Here is a 16,644-nt window from a genome sequence, read left to right as displayed (position 1 = left end):
GTAGGGTTGCCCGATGGCCGAATCCGATCTCGTGTTGTACAGCGTCAGCAACCGCGTCGCGCTGATCACCGTCAACGACCCGGACCGCCGCAACGCCATCACCGAGAAGTCCTCGGCGCTGCTGCGCGCCGCGGTGGAACGGGCCGAGGCCGACACCGACGTCCACGCGGTGGTGCTCACCGGTGCGGGCAAAGCCTTCTGCGCCGGCGCAGACTTGAGCGCCCTCGGCGGCGCCGGGGCCGGCAGCGAGACCGAGCCGGGATTGTTGCGGATCTACGACGGATTCATGGCCGTCGGCAATTGCAGCCTGCCGACCATCGCCGCGGTCAACGGCGCCGCCGTGGGCGCCGGTCTGAACCTCGCCCTGGCCGCCGACGTGCGCATCGCCGGGCCCGCCGCATGGTTCGACCCTCGATTCCAGAAGTTGGGCATCCATCCCGGCGGGGGTGCGACCTGGATGCTGCAGCGAGCGGTGGGGCCGCAAGTGGCCCGCGCGGCGTTGCTGTTCGGAATGCGTTTCGATGCCCAAGCCGCGCTGCGGCACGGGTTAGCGCTCACGGTCGCCGACGATCCCGTCGCCGCTGCCCTGGAACTGGCCGCCGGACCCGCCGCGGCTCCGCGCGAGGTCGTGTTGGCTACGAAAGCCACGATGCGCGCCACCGCCAGCCCAGGCTCGCTGGACAACGAACAGCACGAGCTGGCCATGCGCACCGAAATCGGTCCGCAGGCCAAATCGCTGCAATCCCCCGAATTTGCGGCCCGATTGGCTGCCGCGCAACGCCGGTAGCCGGCTTAGAGGTCCAACAGCGCGGTCTCGGGCGATTCGATGAGATCGCGTAGCTCACAAATAAAACTCGCCGCTTGGGCGCCGTCGGCAATGCGGTGGTCGAACACACACGTCAGTGTCATCGTCGGTCGCACGACGACCTCATCGCCGACGGCGACCGGGCGCGGCTTGATCGCCCCCATGCCCAGGATCGCGGCTTCGGGGTGGTTTATCACCGGCACGCCGTCGTCGGCACCTAGTGCCCCGAAGTTCGTCACGGTGAACGTCGAACCTTGCAGCTCCCCCGGCATCAGGCTGCCTGCACGCGCTCCATCGATCAACTCTGCCGTCCGGCATGCCAATTCGCGCAGCGTCTTGTGCTGAGCGTCGTTGATCACCGGAACCAGCAAACCGCGTTCGGTGGCCACGGCGAAGCCCAGCCGGACGTCGCGGTGCACACGTATCTGCGGCCCGTCGGCTGAGTCGACCCAGGCCGAGTTGAGAATCTCGTTGTGCTTCAGCGCAATAACCAATAATCGCAACGTCAGCACAAACGGCGTGATTTCGGGCAGGGCAGGGCGAAGGCGGTCACGCAACCGCAGCAATTCGGTGCAAACGACTTCAACGCTGACCTTCGCTGCCGGTATTTCCTTGTGCGACAACGTCATTTTCTCGGCCATGCGCGCCTGCACCCCGCGGACCGAGCGGACGTCGACGCCACCATCCTGCGCAGCGGCCAGCACGTCGGCTCGGGTAATGACCTTGTCGCCGCGCTGCAGCGCGGCCAAGTCGACCAGCAGCTCCTTGGCCAGCTTGCGCGCCGGCGGCGCGGCCTTCGGCCGGCTCACCCGCCGGCTGGTGTCGACGCCGGAATCGGCGCCGTAACCGACCAGCGTGGGCACCGTGGCTTGCCCATTGGGCCCACCGGACCCAGCGGGCGCGATGCGCACCAATACCGCGCCAACTTTGATCACATCGCCTGGCGCGCCGCCCAATTCGACGATTCGCCCGGCATAGGGGCTCGGGATCTCAACCTCGGCCTTGGCGGTCTCCACCGAACACAACGTCTGGTTGAGTTGTACCTCGTCACCGACGGAAACCGCCCAATAGGTCAGCGTCACCTCTTCCAGACCCTCGCCGAGGTCGGGAACCCGGAAAGACTTGACCCGGTCGTCGGTGCTCATGGCAGCGCCAGTGCGCGTTCGACGCAGTCCAGCAACCGGTCCGGACCCGGTAGCCACAGCTTCTCCAGCCGGGCCGGCGGGTAGGGAGTATCAAAGCCGCAGGCGCGCAACACCGGAGCTTCCAGCTCGTAGAACATCTCTTCCTGGATGCGCGCGACCAGACCAGCACCGTAGCCCAGGCTGCGCGGCCCCTCGTGCATCACGACGCAACGCCCGGTTCGACGGATCGACGCGGCGACCGTATCGAAGTCCAACGGAACAAGCGACCGCAGGTCGATGACCTCCATGCTCCAATCCCGTTGCCGCTGAGCCTCTTCCGCGGTGGAAACCGCGGTCCCGACCAGGCTGCCGTACGTTACGACGGTGACGTCGGTACCCGGCCTGCGCACCATCGCCTGCCCGATCGGCGGTTGGGGCGCAGTGGTATCGACGAATCCACGACCCTGATAGCGCCGCTTGGGCTCCAGATAGATCACCGGATCCGGACAGGCGATCGCGTCCCGCAGCAACCAGTACGCGTCGCCGGGATTGGACGGGACCACCACTTTCAGGCCGGCGGTGTGCGCCCAATAGGCCTCGGTGGACTCCGAATGATGTTCGGCCGCACCGATTCCGCCGAATGACGGGATCCGCACCGTCACCGGCATGTTCACCTCGCCGCGGGTACGGCTGCGGTACTTGGCCAGATGACTGACCACCTGATCGAAGGCGGGGTATGAAAAGCCGTCGAACTGAATCTCGGGCACCGGCACGAAACCACGCAACGCCAGTCCGACGGCGATGCCGATCAATGCGGACTCGGCCAACGGCGTGTCAAAGCACCGCTGCGCGCCGAAGGTTTCGGCCAGGCCCTCGGTCACCCGGAACACCCCGCCCTCGACACCGACGTCCTCACCGAACACCAAAACCCGGTCGTCAGCGGCCATCGCGTCATGCAGCGCACGGTTGATCGCGGCCACCATGGTCAGCTGCTGCGCCTCACTTGCCACCGAGGTCGTGAGCGTTTCGTCCGAACGAGCGGGAGGATCGATGATCTGCGTCATGCCGGCCTGCTCACTCGGTCCTGGCCAACTCGGCCCGCAGCTGTTGGCGCTGCGCTTCCAGACCGGGCGTGATCTCGGCGAACACCGCGGTGAACACGTCGTCGACGTCGAAATCGGTTGCCCCGAACACGGCGTCGCGCAGTTCGGTGCGAGCCCGCTTACCGTGCGCGGCCACCCGATCCGCCAAGCGCTCTGACCACAATCCCTGGTTTTGCAGGTAGGTGCGGTAGCGCGGAATCGGATCCAATTCGGTCCAATGCCGCACTTCCTCCAGGCTGCGGTAGCGGGCCGGGTCGTCGGCGGTGGTGTGCGGGCCCAGGCGGTAGGTGACGGCCTCGACCAAGGTCGGCCCGCCGCCACCGCGGGCGCGCGCGGCAGCCTCGCCCATCACCGCGTAGCAGGCCAGCACGTCGTTGCCATCCACCCGGACGCCGGGCATTCCGTAGCCGATCGCCTTGTGCGCGATCGAGGGTGCGGCGGTCTGTCTGGACACCGGCAGCGAGATGGCCCACTGGTTGTTCTGCACATAGAACACACAGGGCACGTTGAACACGGCGGCAAAATTCAGCGCCTCATGCACATCACCCTCGCTGGTGGCGCCGTCGCCGAGGAATGCCACCGTTACCGAAGCCTCACCCAGGCGTTGCGCGGCCATCGCCGCGCCGACGGCATGCAACGCCTGGGTGCCGATCGGAATCGACATCGGGGCACAGCACTTCTTGGTGAATTCCAGCCCGCCGTGCCACGTTCCACGCCATGCCGCGCCGACGTGCCCGGGCGGGATACCGCGTACCAGGTAGGCACCCAGCTCCCGGTATTGCGGGAACAACCAGTCCGTCTTGAGCAACGGGGCCGTCGCACCGACTTGTGCGGCTTCCTGCCCCCGGCAGGACGCGAAAAGCGCCAATTCTCCTTGGCGCTTGAGGTTGATGAACTCGATATCCAGCTCGCGAGTTACCACCATCATCTCGTAGAGCCAGCACAGCGTTTCCGCGGGAAGGTCGTGCCGATAGCGGTGTTCGGCGGTAGACGTGCCATTGGGAGCGATGAGCTGCACCGGCTCGAGGTCGACAGTCATCGGCTTTGGAGAATTCTCCGCCATACCGCCTCCCAAGTTCGGAGCCACAACGCGGTCACGCCGTCAGCAGATGCCGTCCTTCCGGTAACGAATCACCAGTCAACTGCGTTCCATCCTTCGCGTCGGCACCCGCGGTGCGGCGACCGCAGCAAATTCCCAGCCGGGAACAACCGCGAGCCGAAGTCGACCGCCAGTTGCACGAAAGACTTCGCTCGCCGCAACACTGGCGCTGTTGCCCATTATGCCCCCAAATGCGAAGACACCGCGGCGAATCGCGGAACCGCAAAGACCGTGTCGAATCTGTTATGGACACTCGGCCGAGACCGCATCGAAAGCGCCGGGGCAGGACGCCGGCTCCAGCGAACCAGCAACCGTCACTCGGAAACGGGTTCCCCGGCCCTGCGCAACATCATTTCGGCGTGCCGTAGCACCGGGGCATCGACCATCTGCCCTTCGAACGCGAACACCCCACGCTCGTTTCGGGATGCAGCCAGCACCCGTCGCGCCCAGTCCAGCTTGTCCTCGGCAGGGCGATACGCCTTGCGCACCACCGGAACCTGGCTGGGATGGATGCACACGGTGACGTCGAAACCCACCGTCGCGGCGTCGACCGCCTCGGCCTGCAGGCCATCGATATCGCGGATGTCCAGGTGCACGGCGTCCAGGGCAAGGCGGCCGAACGCCGAAGCCGCCAGCAGAATCACCGACCGGACGTGGCGAGTGACATCCCGATAGGCGCCGTCGGCCCGGCGGCTGGAGCTGCCGCCCAGGGTGGCGATGAGATCCTCGGCGCCCCACATCATCCCCACGGTGTTATCGGCGGCGGCGATTTCGGAGGCGAACACAGCTCCGCGTGCGGTCTCCACCAGCGCGATGACGTCGCGCGGGGCAAGGCCCGTCACCTGCGCCGCGGACTCCGCCTTAGGCAGCATCAGTGTCGTGTATCGAGTACCGGCCAAGGCCTCCAGATCGCGGGCCTGATCATCGGTGCCACCCGCGTTGATCCGCACGACAGTGCGCTCGGGATCCAGGGGCGTGTCCTGCAGGGCTTTGCGCGCGGCCGGTTTCTCCGCCTCGGACACACCGTCTTCGAGGTCGAGGATGACCACGTCGGCGGCGGCGGCCGCTTTGGCGAACCGCTCGGGGCGATCGGCCGGGCAGAACAACCACCCGGGACCGGCATCACGCAGGCTCATCGTGCCTCCTCATTTACTGGGCTGCTTCTGCACCAGCGTGGTGCGCACCGCCCGCGCGACGATCTCGCCATCCTGGTTGCGCCCGGTGTGCTCGAGCGTGACTATCCCCTCACCTGGCCGGCTCTTCGATTCCCGCTTGCCGGTGCAGACGGTCTCGGCATACAGAGTGTCGCCGTGAAATAGCGGCTTGGGAAACGCGACCTCGGAGAAACCGAGGTTGGCCACAATGGTGCCCAGCGTGAGCTGCGAAACCGACAACCCGACCAGGGTTGAGAGGGTGAACATCGAGTTGACCAGCCGCTCCCCCCGAAAGCCCGGCTGTTCGGCCGCCCACGCTGCATCGAGATGCAGCGACTGGGTGTTCATCGTCAGCGTGGTGAACAAAACGTTGTCGGCTTCAGTGACGGTGCGGCCCGGCCGATGCAGGTAGGTCGTGCCGATCTCGAACTCTTCAAACCATAAGCCGCGCTGGACAATTGCCTTATCTGTCACGACAGCCCCAGTGATCGCGCGATGAGCATCAGCTGCACCTCGGTTGTGCCCTCACCGATTTCGAGAATCTTGCTGTCCCGGTAGTGGCGGGCCACCGGGTACTCGTTCATGAAGCCGTATCCCCCGTGAATCTGTGTGGCATCGCGGGCGTTATCCATCGCCGCTTCCGAGGAGACCATTTTGGCGATCGCCGCCTCCTTCTTGAATGGCTTGCCCGCCAACATTTTCGCCGCGGCCTCATAGTAGGCGGTGCGCGCCACGTGCGCCCGTGCCTCCATCCGCGCGATCTTGAAGCTGATCGCCTGATACGAGCCGATCGGCTGCCCGAACGACTGACGCTCCTTGGCGTATTTGACACTCTCGTCCACACAACCCTGCGCCACCCCGGTCGCAAGTGCGGCGATCGCGATGCGGCCTTCGTCGAGGATCGACAGGAAGTTGGCGTAGCCCTTTCCGCGGGCGCCAAGCAGGTTCTCCGCGGGGACGCGCGCGTCATCGAAGCTCAGCGGGTGGGTGTCCGAGGCGTTCCAGCCGACCTTGTTGTAGACCGGCTCCACGGTGAATCCCGGTGTGCCGTTGGGCACGATGATCGTCGAGATCTCCTTCTTGCCGTCCGCGACATTTCCGGTGACCGCGGTAATGGTCACCAGTGAGGTGATGTCGGTGCCCGAGTTGGTGATGAATTGCTTGCTGCCGTTGATGATCCACTCATCGCCCTCGAGACGAGCCGTGGTGCGGGTGCTGCCGGCGTCCGAACCGGCGCCCGGTTCGGTGAGCCCGAAGCCCGCCAGCGCGCGGCCGGCGATCAGGTCTGGCAACCACTTCTGTTTCTGTTCCTCGTTGCCGAACCGGTAGATCGGCATCGCACCCAGGCCCACCCCGGCTTCCAGCGTGATCGCCACCGACTGGTCGACCTTGCCCAGCTCTTCCAGTGCCAGCGCCAACGCGAAGTAGTCGCCGCCCATGCCGCCGTACTCTTCGGGGAACGGCAGGCCGAACAGACCCATTTCGCCCATCTTGACGACGACCTCGTACGGAAAGCTGTGCTCCTCATCGTGTTTGGCCGACACCGGCGCAACCACGGTGCGTGCGAAGTCGGCCACCGTATCGCGCAGCTCTTCGTATTCCTTGGGAAGGGTTCCCGCGAGAATCGTTGTCGTCATGATTCGTCCTTGATCCGGGCCAGCACCTGATCGACCTTCACTTGATCGCCGACCGACACCAGCATCTCCACATTCCCCGAAACCGGGGCCGCCAGCGCGTGTTCCATCTTCATAGCCTCGACGACCACCACCACGTCGCCCTCGGAAACCTCGGCGCCGGAATCAACCTGCACGGCGATCACGTTGCCGGGCATGGGGCTGATCACTTCGGCCTGGCGCTCACCCACCGCACGGTGAATCTTGTGCTCCTCGGCTTCGCGCAGGTGCCAGGTTCCGCGTTCGTCGGCGATCCACAGGTGCCGATCGGCCTCAGCCCAGCGATACGCCCGCCGCACTCCGCCGATCGTCACCTGCATCCGACCCGGGGTGACTTGTGTACTCGCCGAGGCGATTTCACCATCGCCGACCTGCACTCTGGCGGCATCGGGTGGGCCCCACACCGACACCGTCTCACTGCGCAGCGGCGTTTGCATCTCGGTGCGAACCGGCGCCGCACCGCCGCCCACGCGCCATCCGGTCGGAGCCGCCCACAAATCACCGCCGGCCCGGCGTGCCAAAGCCCACTGCCGGAAGAGCCCACCGGCTGCCAGCACGTCGTCGGGTGCGGGCAGCGGTGCAAAGTCGGCCAGGCGCTCGTCCAGCAACGCCGTGTCCAGATCTCCGGCACGCACACGTTCGTCGGCCAGCAGGAAACGCAGGAACTCCACGTTGGTCTGCACGCCCAGCACGGCGGTCTGTGCCAGCGCCTGGTCCAAGCGCTGCAGCGCCTGATCGCGGTCGTCGCCGTGGGCGATCACCTTCGACAGCATCGGGTCGTAGTCGCTGCCGACCACCGTGCCGGCCAACAGCGAGGAGTCCACCCGCACTCCGGCGCCCGAGGGCTCCAGCACGTCCAGCACCCGGCCGCCGGTGGGCAGAAAGCCACGGGCCGGGTCTTCGGCGTACACCCGGGCCTCGATCGCGTGCCCGCGCAGTTCGATGTCGTCCTGCGCGAAGGCCAGCTTTTCACCCGCACCCACCCGCAGCTGCCACTCGACCAGATCCAGACCCGTGACCGCCTCGGTGACCGGGTGTTCGACCTGCAGTCGGGTGTTCATCTCCATGAAGAAGAATTCGTCGGGCCGTTCGGCGGAGACGATGAATTCCACGGTGCCGGCGCCGACGTAGTCGACGCTGCGAGCGGTATTGCAGGCCGCGGCCCCGATCCGCGCGCGGGTGGCCGCGTCGAGCAGCGCCGACGGCGCCTCCTCGATGACCTTCTGGTGGCGCCGCTGCAGGCTGCACTCCCGCTCGCCCAGATGCACAACGTTCCCATGGGCGTCCGCGATGATCTGCACTTCGATATGCCTGGGCCGCAACACAAATCGCTCCAGGAATAATGTGTCGTCGCCGAACGAGGACGCAGCCTCCCGCCGCGCGCTGATGAGCGCGTCACGCAGCTTGGCCGGTTCTTCGACCAGCCTCATGCCCTTGCCGCCCCCGCCCGCGGAGGGCTTGATCAGCACCGGGTAGCCGACCTCGTCGGCCGCCTTGACAAGTTCGTCGTCGGCGAGGCCGGGCTTTGCGACGCCGGGAACCACCGGAACATCGAAGGTGGCGACGGCGTTCTTGGCGGTGATCTTGTCGCCCATCACCTCGATGGCGCGCGACGGCGGGCCCAGAAAGACCACCCCGGCACGTTCACAGGCCGCCGCGAAATCGGCGTTCTCAGAAAGGAATCCATAGCCGGGATGGATTGCTTGGGATCCGGTGCGCACCGCGGCGTCCACCACTTTGCCGATATCGAGGTAGCTCTGTCGCGCCGCGGCCGGCCCCAGTCGCACCGCGACGTCGGCTTCGAGGACATGGCGCGCTCCGGCGTCCGGGTCGCTGTATACCGCGACCGACCGGATGCCCAGCCGGCGCAGCGTGCGGATCACTCGTACCGCGATCTCGCCGCGGTTGGCCACTAATACGGTGTCAAACATGAATCACATCCGGAAGACGCCGTAGGAGACCTGCTCTAGCGGCGCGTGCGCACATGCCGAAAGAGCAAGCCCGACAACAGTTCTGGTGTCGACAGGGTCGATAATGCCGTCGTCCCACAGCCGGGCGGTGGAATAGTAGGGGTTGCCCTGGTCTTCGTACTGTTCACGGATGGGCGCCTTGAACGCTTCCTCTTCGTCGGGCGACCACGGCTTGCCGGCGGCGGACAGCTGCTCACCGCGCACGGTGGCGAGCACGGATGCCGCCTGCTCCCCACCCATCACCGAGATCCGCGCATTCGGCCACATCCATAGGAAGCGAGGCGAATAGGCCCGTCCACACATCGAATAGTTGCCTGCGCCATAGGATCCGCCGATCACCACGGTCAGCTTGGGTACCCGTGCGCAGGCCACCGCGGTGACCATCTTGGCGCCGTGCTTGGCGATGCCGCCGGCCTCATAGTCGCGGCCGACCATGAAGCCGGCAATGTTCTGCAGGAACAGCAGCGGGATCTTGCGCTTGTCGCACAACTCGATGAAATGGGCGCCCTTCAAAGCGGATTCACTGAACAGCACGCCGTTGTTGGCGATGATGCCGACCGGATGGCCGTGGATGCGGGCGAACGCGGTCACCAGTGTTTTGCCGTATTTGGCTTTGAACTCGCTGAATTCGCTGCCGTCGACCAGTCGAGTGATGACCTCGTGTACGTCGTAGGGCACCCGCGGGTCCGGCGGTACGACGTCGTAGAGCTCGGTCGGCGAGTGTTTGGGTTCGACCGAACGCGTTATGTCCCACTGGGCCGGCTCGCGTGGTCCGAAAGTGGCCGCGATCGAGCGGACGATGCGCAGCGCATCCTCGTCGTCGTCGGCCAGATGGTCGGTGACGCCGGATACCCGCGAGTGCAGGTCACCGCCGCCGAGGTCCTCGGCCGAGACGATTTCCCCAGTCGCGGCTTTGACCAGTGGCGGACCGCCGAGAAAGATTGTGCCCTGTTCACGAACGATCACGGCTTCGTCGCTCATCGCCGGAACATAGGCGCCGCCCGCCGTGCACGACCCGAGCACCGCGGCCACCTGCGGAATGCCCTTGGCGCTCATGGTCGCCTGGTTGAAGAAGATCCGGCCGAAGTGCTCGCGGTCGGGGAACACCTCATCTTGGCGCGGCAGGAAGGCGCCGCCGGAGTCCACGAGGTAGATGCACGGCAGCAGGTTCTGCAGTGCCACCTCCTGGGCGCGCAGATGCTTCTTGACCGTCATCGGGTAATAGGTGCCGCCCTTGACCGTTGCGTCGTTGGCGACGATCACACATTCACGCCCGGACACCCGGCCGATCCCGGTGATGATTCCAGCACCCGGCGACTCGTCGCCGTACATGCCGTTGGCGGCCAACGGAGCCAGTTCGAGGAAAGGGCTGCCCGGATCCAGCAGCCGGTCCACCCGTTCCCGCGGCAGCAGCTTGCCGCGGCTGACGTGGCGTTCCCGGGCGCGTTCATTACCGCCCTGCGCTGCGGTGGCAAGCTTGTCGTTCAACTCCGCCACGAGCCGGCGGTGCTCGTCGGCGAAGGAGGGCGCGATAGTCGTCACTGGGTTGCCAGATCCCGAAGTACAAGCGGCGGTTGGGTTTTGGCGACCACCTCTTCGACGGACACATCGGGGGCGGTTTCGATCAGGTGCAGGCCGTCGTCGCAGATGTCGATGACGGCAAGCTCGGTGACGATGCGGTTGACGCAGCCGACGCCGGTCAACGGCAACGTACAGCGTTCGAGGATCTTCGGGCTGCCGTCTTTGGCGGCGTGTTCCATCATCACGATGACCTTGCGCGCGCCGTGCACCAAGTCCATCGCGCCGCCCATGCCTTTGACCATCTTGCCGGGGATCATCCAGTTGGCCAGGTCGCCGGTCACCGAAACTTGCATGGCTCCAAGCACGGCCACGTCCAGGTGGCCGCCGCGGATAATGCCGAACGAGGTCGCTGAACCGAAGAACGCGGCGCCGGGCAGCGTGGTGACGGTTTCCTTACCCGCGTTGATCAGATCGGCGTCCACATCCTCGCGGCGAGGGTACGGGCCGACACCGAGGATGCCGTTCTCCGAGTGCAACACGACGTGGACGCCGTCGGGAATGTGATTCGGGATCAGGGTGGGCATCCCTATGCCGAGGTTGATGTATTGGCCGTCTTCGAATTCCGCCGCCACCCGCGCGGCCATCTCGTCGCGCGTCCAGCTCATATTGCGCCACTCTCCCCCGCAAGCGGGAGGTGCCCCCACCTCATCGTCGTCGGCGTGATCACCGAACCGTCTCCTTCTCGATCTTCTTCACGGGATCGGGCACATGCACCACTCGCTGCACGAACACCCCGGGCGTGTGCACGGTGGCCGGATCTATTTCTCCCGGCTCGACGAGATGTTCAACCTCTGCGATCGTGATCCGCCCGGCCGGAGCGCATTCCGGATTGAAGTTGGCTGCCGCGTAGCGGTACACCAGGTTGCCGTGGCGGTCGCCCTTCCAGGCGTGCACCAGCGCGAAGTCGGTACGGATGCCACGCTCGAGAACATAGGTGACGCCGTCGAATTCGCGGGTCTCCTTGGGCGGCGACATCACCGCCACCTCCCCTGAGGCGTCATACCGCCAGGGCAGACCCCCATCGGCGATCTGAGTGCCGACTCCTGCCGGGGTGTAGAACCCGGGTATGCCCATACCGCCGGCGCGCAACCGCTCGGCCAGGGTTCCCTGGGGGGTTAGCTCGACTTCGAGTTCACCGGACAGAAACTGACGGGCGAACTCCTTGTTCTCACCCACATACGATGAGACGGTTCGCCGAATTCGCTTGTTTTCCAACAGCACTCCGAGGCCGACACCGTCGACTCCGCAGTTGTTGGATACCGTCTCCAGGTCGGTGACACCGCTGTCCACCAGCGCTGCGATCAGCGCTTCGGGAATGCCGCACAACCCGAAGCCGCCGACCGCCAGGGACGACCCGTCGGTTATGTCCGCCACCGCCTCAGCGGCGGTAGCTACCACCTTGTCCATTTACCGCATGGCCTCCGGTTCAGTTAATCCAGATTAACTGGATCCGAGGATACCATCGCCCTCGCGGCGCGTCCAGGGACAGCACGTCACTGGCTATCGCGCAAGTATTCGATCGCTTGCTGCCGCATCTCCACCTTGCGCACCTTGCCGGTGACGGTCATGGGGAACTCGTCGACGATCCACAGATACCGCGGGATCTTGAACGCTGCGATTCGGCCGGCGCAGAATTCGCGCAGTTGCTCAACGGTGAGCTCCGGCGCACCGCCACGCAGCTTGACCACCGCCATCAACTCCTCCCCGTACTTGGCGTCCGGCACTCCGATGACGTGGCCGTCGGCGATATCGGGGTGGCTGTGCAGGAACTCCTCGATTTCGCGTGGCGAGATGTTCTCGCCTCCCCGCACGACGATGTCCTTGATCCGTCCGGTGATCTGGATGTATCCGCACTCATCCATCGCGGCCAGGTCTCCGGTGTGCATCCAGCCGTCGGCGTCGATCACCTCGGCGGTGCGCTCCGGCTCATTCCAGTAGCCCGCCATCACCGAATACCCGCGGGTGCAGAACTCGCCGGTCACGCCGCGCGGCACCGTCTGCCCGGTGAGCGGGTCAACCACCTTGATTTCGAGGTGCGGCACTACTCGGCCAACGGTGGCCACGCGGCGCACCAGTGAGTCGTCACTGCGGGTCTGGGTAGAAACGGGCGAGGTTTCGGTCATGCCGTAGCAGATCGAAACGCCTGGCATATGCATGCGGTGCATCACCTTGCGCATCACCTCGACCGGACAGGGGGCGCCGGCCATGATTCCGGTGCGCAGGCTCGTCAGCTCGTACTCGGCGAAATCCGGCAGCCCCAGCTCGGCAATGAACATGGTGGGCACACCATAGAGGCTGGTACACCGTTCATCCTGCACCGCTTGCAGAGTGGCCGCGGGATCGAAGCGGGCCGCCGGGATCACCATGCAGGCGCCGTGGCTGGTGGCCGCCAGATTGCCCATGACCATGCCGAAGCAGTGATAGAACGGCACCGGAATGCAGATCCGGTCGTGCGCGGTGTAGTCGAGCAGTTCGCCGACCAGGTAGCCGTTGTTAAGGATGTTCCGATGGCTCAGCGTGACGCCCTTCGGGAAACCTGTTGTGCCGGAAGTGTATTGGATGTTCACCGGATCGGTGCTGTCCAGTGTCGCGGCAATGTTCTGCAACGTCATCGGGTCGGCGTGGGCCCCGGCCAGCTGCTCCCAGTCATCGCTGTCCAACAGCACCACGTCGCGCACGCCGGGGCAATGCGGCACCACCTCGGCCAGCATCCTGGCGTAGTCGGCATCCTTGAAGCCCGCGGCGGCAATCACCATGACAACCCCGGATTGCCTTAGCGCATAGTCCAATTCACGCGCGCGGTAGGCAGGATTGATGGTCACCAGCACCGCGCCGATCTCAGCCGTCGCGTACTGAACCAGGACCCACTCCCACCGGTTCGGCGCCCAGATTCCGACTCGATCGCCAGGCCCGATTCCGGCCCGCAGCAGTCCGGTCGCCAGGCGGCGTACGGCGGCAAGCAGTTCGGCATACGTCCACCGCCGCGCGGCCCGAACGTCGACCAGAGCGTCCCGAGTCCCATACCGCGCCGCGGTAGCGGCGAGATTGGCACCGATCGTCGTCGCCAACAGTTGCGGTTCGGCCGGACCGCGTTCATATGAGAGGGGACCTGCTGTGGCCACGGTTCCTCCGCCTGGCGCCCCCCACGCGACAAACTCGAGTTAACAGCGAATAACTCGTGCTACGTTAGTGACGATTAACCGAAGTGTCCAGAACGGGTTGGGACGGAGGCCGTCATGACCGCACCCGACAGCCGGCCGGGCCAGCCCGAGGCCCCAAATCGTCGCAGCCAGTTGAAGTCCGACCGACGACAGCAACTCCTGTCGGCCGCCGAGCGGCTGTTCGCCGAGCGCGGTTTCCTCGCGGTGCGACTGGAGGACATCGGTGCCGCAGCCGGCGTCAGCGGTCCGGCCATCTACCGCCACTTCCCCAACAAGGAGTCACTGCTGGTCGAGTTGCTGGTGGGAATCAGCGCCCGGCTGCTGGCCGGCGCGCGCGACGTCACGGCACACAACCCGGATCCGACGGCAGCGCTGGACGGCCTCATCGACTTCCACCTCGATTTCGCACTCGGGGAACCCAACCTGATTCGTATCCAGGACCGTGACCTTGCGCACCTGCCCGACGCCGCCGAACGCCAGGTCCGCAAAGCCCAGCGGCAATACGTCGAGGTCTGGGTGGGCGTGTTGCGCGAGTTGCACCCCGAGCTGGCCGAAGCCGATGCCCGGCTGATGGCGCACGCCACCTTCGGCCTGCTGAACTCGACACCACACAGCATGAAGTCGGCCGACACCAAGCCGGCGCGCACGGTTCGTTCCCGCGCCGTCATGCGGGCCATGACGCTCGCCGCGCTGACCGCAGGCGGCAAGTAAGCACCAGCGGAGCAGTCCGCCAGCGCTGCCGCGCGAGTCTTGGGTACCCTGCAATCCATGAGGTGGACATGAACGATCCACGTCGGCCCCAAAGGTTTGGTCCCCCTCAATCGGGGGCGGGACCGGTCGGGCCGCAGGGTTACTACAATCCGCCGCCCATCGATCCGGCGTACGCCGGCCAGGCGCCCTACGCGCCCACCTATGGCGGCACCGTCCCGCCGTGGGCGCCGGGCCCCAACGACACCAACCCGACCCAGCAGTTGCCGCCGTACTGGATGCAAGACCAGGGCACGCCGGGTTCCGGCCCACCTGAGGAGCCCCCGCCACCGCACGGCCCCAAGACACCGCGCTGGTTGTGGGTGGCCGCCGGCGCGGCGGTGTTGTTGGTGGTCGGGCTGGTCATCGCGCTGGTGATTGCGAATATGTCGGTCAAGGATCAAACGGCGGTCGAGCCGTTGCCGCCGATGCCGACGCCGAGTTCGACACTTCCGACCATGACCAGGACTACCCCTGCGCCCAGTGTCACCTCGACGCCGACGACCACAACCGAGTCGGGCACGCCCACCGCAACCACCCCGGCTGGCGCCATGCAGACCGTTGTCTACAACGTCACCGGCGAAGGCCGCGCCATCAGCGTCACCTATTTGGACACCGGGGACGTGATCCAGACCGAGTTCAACGTGGCGCTGCCGTGGAGCAAAGAGGTCAGCCTGTCGAGGTCGACAGAACACCCGGCGACCGTCACGATCGTCAACATCGGCCACAATGTCACCTGCTCGGTGACCGTGGCCGGAGTGCAGGTACGCCAGCGCACCGGAGTGGGCTTGACGATCTGCGACGCCCCGACTAACTAAGCCGTTTCGGCCACCACCGTGGCGCCGTGCCGCGGCACGCGCACCGCCAGCATCGCCACCAGGCCCACGAACAGCACCAGGCAGATCCCGCCCAGGCCGGCGCGAACCGCGTCGAACACGTCGACGAAAACGGAGAACAGCCAGGGCGCCAGGAACGCCACCGCCCGGCCCGTCATCGTGTACAAGCCGAACGCCACCCCCTCCTTGCCGTGCTGGGCCATGCGCAGCAACAGGGCGCGTGCCGATGACTGCGACGGTCCGATGAACAGACACAGCAGCAGCCCGCACACCCAGAACGCGAACGACCCGGACAGCGCCATCAAGGTGAGCGCCGACGCGAGGATCGCGGCCAGCGACACGACGATGACCGGTTTGGATCCCACTCGGTGGTCGACGAATCCGCCCACCGTCGCACCGAGCGCGGCTACCACGCTTCCGGCGACACCGAACATCAGCACGTCGGCCTGGGTGAGTCCGTAGACGTTGACGCCGAGCACCGCCCCGAAGGCGAACATCGCCGCGAGCCCGTCCCGGAAGATCGCACTGGCGATCAAGAAGTAGACGAGGTTGCGGTCGCGGCGCCATTCGCCGGTGATGTCGGTCCACAGCTTCCGGTAGGCGCCGCGCACGGTGGTGGTCGAGTGGGCGACCGCGCCGGAATCGGGTAGTCGGTGGGCCACCAGCAGCAGCGGCAGGGCCAACAACGCCAGCCACGCCGCGGCCATGAGCATCGCCGCGCGCACGTTGAGGCCGTCCTGAGCCGGCAGCTGCAGCAGCCCACGCACGTCACCTCGACCCGAGACGAAACCCAGATAGACCAACACCAGCAACAAGACGCTTCCGGCGTAACCCGCCGCCCAGCCGAACCCGGAAATTCGCCCTGCCGTGGCCGGCGTCGAAAGCTGCCGCAGCATGGCGTTGTAAGGCACGCTGGCCAGGTCGCTGCACGCTGCCGTCAGCGCCAGTAAGGCCAGCCCTGCCCACAGGTAGCCGGGGCTGTCGTGGATGAGGAACATTGCGCTGGTCAGCGCGACCGTTACCCCGGTCAAGACGCCCAGCGCCACCCGCCGGCGATGCGGGGACTCCACCCACACTCCGACAACCGGCGCCAGCACCGCGATGGTGATCCCGGCAAACGCGCCGGCCCGGCCCAGCCAGCTTTCCGGCGTGGCGCCGCCCGGCGTACCCACGCCCACGCTATTGGTCAGGTAGACCGAGAACACGAACGTCGTCACGATCGCGTTCAGACCGGTGGAACCGCAATCCCACAGCGCCCAGGCCACGACGCGAGATCGCGGGTTTCGCCGAGGCTGCGATTTTGCAGGCCCGTTCTCGCGGTTTGTCTGCGGATTCGCAGGCTCGACGGGACCCGGCCCCGGGTAATTCATGCCCGGCACTCTAACGGGATC

15 protein-coding genes are annotated in these 16,644 nt (G+C 66.1%); 3 read left to right on the top strand and 12 right to left on the bottom strand.

All coding sequences use genetic code 11. The features are described from left to right. Positions 1 to 13 precede the first annotated feature (13 nt). Positions 14 to 787, top strand: a complete 774-nt coding sequence (locus BST12_RS12145; RefSeq protein ID WP_083113374.1) for an enoyl-CoA hydratase — start codon at positions 14 to 16, stop codon at positions 785 to 787. 5 nt (positions 788 to 792) lie between these two features. On the opposite strand, the gene BST12_RS12140 is transcribed toward BST12_RS12145, so the two are convergent. The 11 genes from BST12_RS12140 to BST12_RS12090 all read right to left on the bottom strand — a co-directional run bounded on the left by BST12_RS12140 (position 793) and on the right by BST12_RS12090 (position 13,631). Continuing rightward, positions 793 to 1,950, bottom strand: a complete 1,158-nt coding sequence (locus BST12_RS12140; protein WP_083113373.1) for a dihydrolipoamide acetyltransferase family protein — start codon at positions 1,948 to 1,950, stop codon at positions 793 to 795. Beyond that, positions 1,947 to 2,993 (bottom strand): 3-methyl-2-oxobutanoate dehydrogenase subunit beta, encoded by a 1,047-nt coding sequence (bkdB, locus tag BST12_RS12135; RefSeq protein ID WP_083113372.1) that lies wholly within the window; start codon positions 2,991 to 2,993, stop codon positions 1,947 to 1,949. Before bkdB ends, BST12_RS12140 begins: the two co-directional genes overlap by 4 nt. Before the next feature lie 10 nt (positions 2,994 to 3,003). Continuing rightward, positions 3,004 to 4,095: a pyruvate dehydrogenase (acetyl-transferring) E1 component subunit alpha gene (pdhA, locus tag BST12_RS12130; RefSeq protein ID WP_083113371.1), complete on the bottom strand. Its 1,092-nt coding sequence runs from the start codon at positions 4,093 to 4,095 to the stop codon at positions 3,004 to 3,006. Positions 4,096 to 4,445: 350 nt separating this feature from the next. Continuing rightward, the gene (locus tag BST12_RS12125) at positions 4,446 to 5,267 is read right to left on the bottom strand and encodes an HpcH/HpaI aldolase/citrate lyase family protein (protein ID WP_083113370.1); all 822 of its coding nucleotides are present in this window, start codon (positions 5,265 to 5,267) and stop codon (positions 4,446 to 4,448) included. A 9-nt stretch (positions 5,268 to 5,276) separates the two neighbouring features. Beyond that, entirely contained in the window at positions 5,277 to 5,774 is a 498-nt protein-coding gene (locus BST12_RS12120; RefSeq protein ID WP_139801635.1) for a MaoC family dehydratase, read from the bottom strand. Beyond that, positions 5,756 to 6,922, bottom strand: a complete 1,167-nt coding sequence (locus BST12_RS12115) for an acyl-CoA dehydrogenase family protein (RefSeq protein WP_083113368.1) — start codon at positions 6,920 to 6,922, stop codon at positions 5,756 to 5,758. The genes BST12_RS12120 and BST12_RS12115 overlap by 19 nt, the downstream gene beginning before the upstream one ends. Next, positions 6,919 to 8,889, bottom strand: coding sequence for an acetyl/propionyl/methylcrotonyl-CoA carboxylase subunit alpha (locus BST12_RS12110; RefSeq protein WP_083113367.1), 1,971 nt, complete (start codon positions 8,887 to 8,889; stop codon positions 6,919 to 6,921). The genes BST12_RS12115 and BST12_RS12110 overlap by 4 nt, the downstream gene beginning before the upstream one ends. A gap of 3 nt (positions 8,890 to 8,892) precedes the next feature. Continuing rightward, a complete protein-coding gene (locus BST12_RS12105) occupies positions 8,893 to 10,470 on the bottom strand; it encodes a carboxyl transferase domain-containing protein (RefSeq protein WP_083113366.1) in 1,578 nt (525 codons plus the stop codon). Further along, positions 10,467 to 11,114 (bottom strand): CoA transferase subunit B, encoded by a 648-nt coding sequence (locus tag BST12_RS12100; RefSeq protein WP_083113365.1) that lies wholly within the window; start codon positions 11,112 to 11,114, stop codon positions 10,467 to 10,469. The genes BST12_RS12105 and BST12_RS12100 overlap by 4 nt, the downstream gene beginning before the upstream one ends. A 58-nt stretch (positions 11,115 to 11,172) precedes the next feature. After that, positions 11,173 to 11,916 (bottom strand): CoA transferase subunit A, encoded by a 744-nt coding sequence (locus BST12_RS12095; RefSeq protein WP_083113364.1) that lies wholly within the window; start codon positions 11,914 to 11,916, stop codon positions 11,173 to 11,175. A gap of 86 nt (positions 11,917 to 12,002) precedes the next feature. Next, a complete protein-coding gene (locus BST12_RS12090) occupies positions 12,003 to 13,631 on the bottom strand; it encodes an AMP-binding protein (RefSeq protein ID WP_083113363.1) in 1,629 nt (542 codons plus the stop codon). 114 nt (positions 13,632 to 13,745) lie between these two features. Between BST12_RS12090 and BST12_RS12085 the strand changes: the two genes are divergently transcribed. Together BST12_RS12085 and BST12_RS12080 are read left to right on the top strand one after the other, a co-directional pair. After that, positions 13,746 to 14,381 (top strand): SACE_7040 family transcriptional regulator, encoded by a 636-nt coding sequence (locus BST12_RS12085; protein ID WP_083113362.1) that lies wholly within the window; start codon positions 13,746 to 13,748, stop codon positions 14,379 to 14,381. A gap of 68 nt (positions 14,382 to 14,449) precedes the next feature. Then, positions 14,450 to 15,235 carry an MmpS family transport accessory protein gene (locus BST12_RS12080; RefSeq protein ID WP_083113396.1) on the top strand — a complete coding sequence of 262 codons (786 nt, stop codon included), beginning with the start codon at positions 14,450 to 14,452 and terminating at the stop codon, positions 15,233 to 15,235. On the opposite strand, the gene BST12_RS12075 is transcribed toward BST12_RS12080, so the two are convergent. Beyond that, positions 15,232 to 16,518, bottom strand: coding sequence for an MFS transporter (locus BST12_RS12075; protein ID WP_245850263.1), 1,287 nt, complete (start codon positions 16,516 to 16,518; stop codon positions 15,232 to 15,234). The two genes, BST12_RS12080 and BST12_RS12075, sit on opposite strands and share 4 nt — an antisense overlap. Between the last annotated feature and the right edge of the window lie 126 nt (positions 16,519 to 16,644).

The sequence above is a fragment of the Mycobacterium angelicum genome (genome assembly GCF_002086155.1).
Classification (GTDB): Bacteria; Actinomycetota; Actinomycetes; order Mycobacteriales; family Mycobacteriaceae; genus Mycobacterium; species Mycobacterium angelicum.
This window is presented reverse-complemented; position numbering and strand designations above follow the sequence as displayed.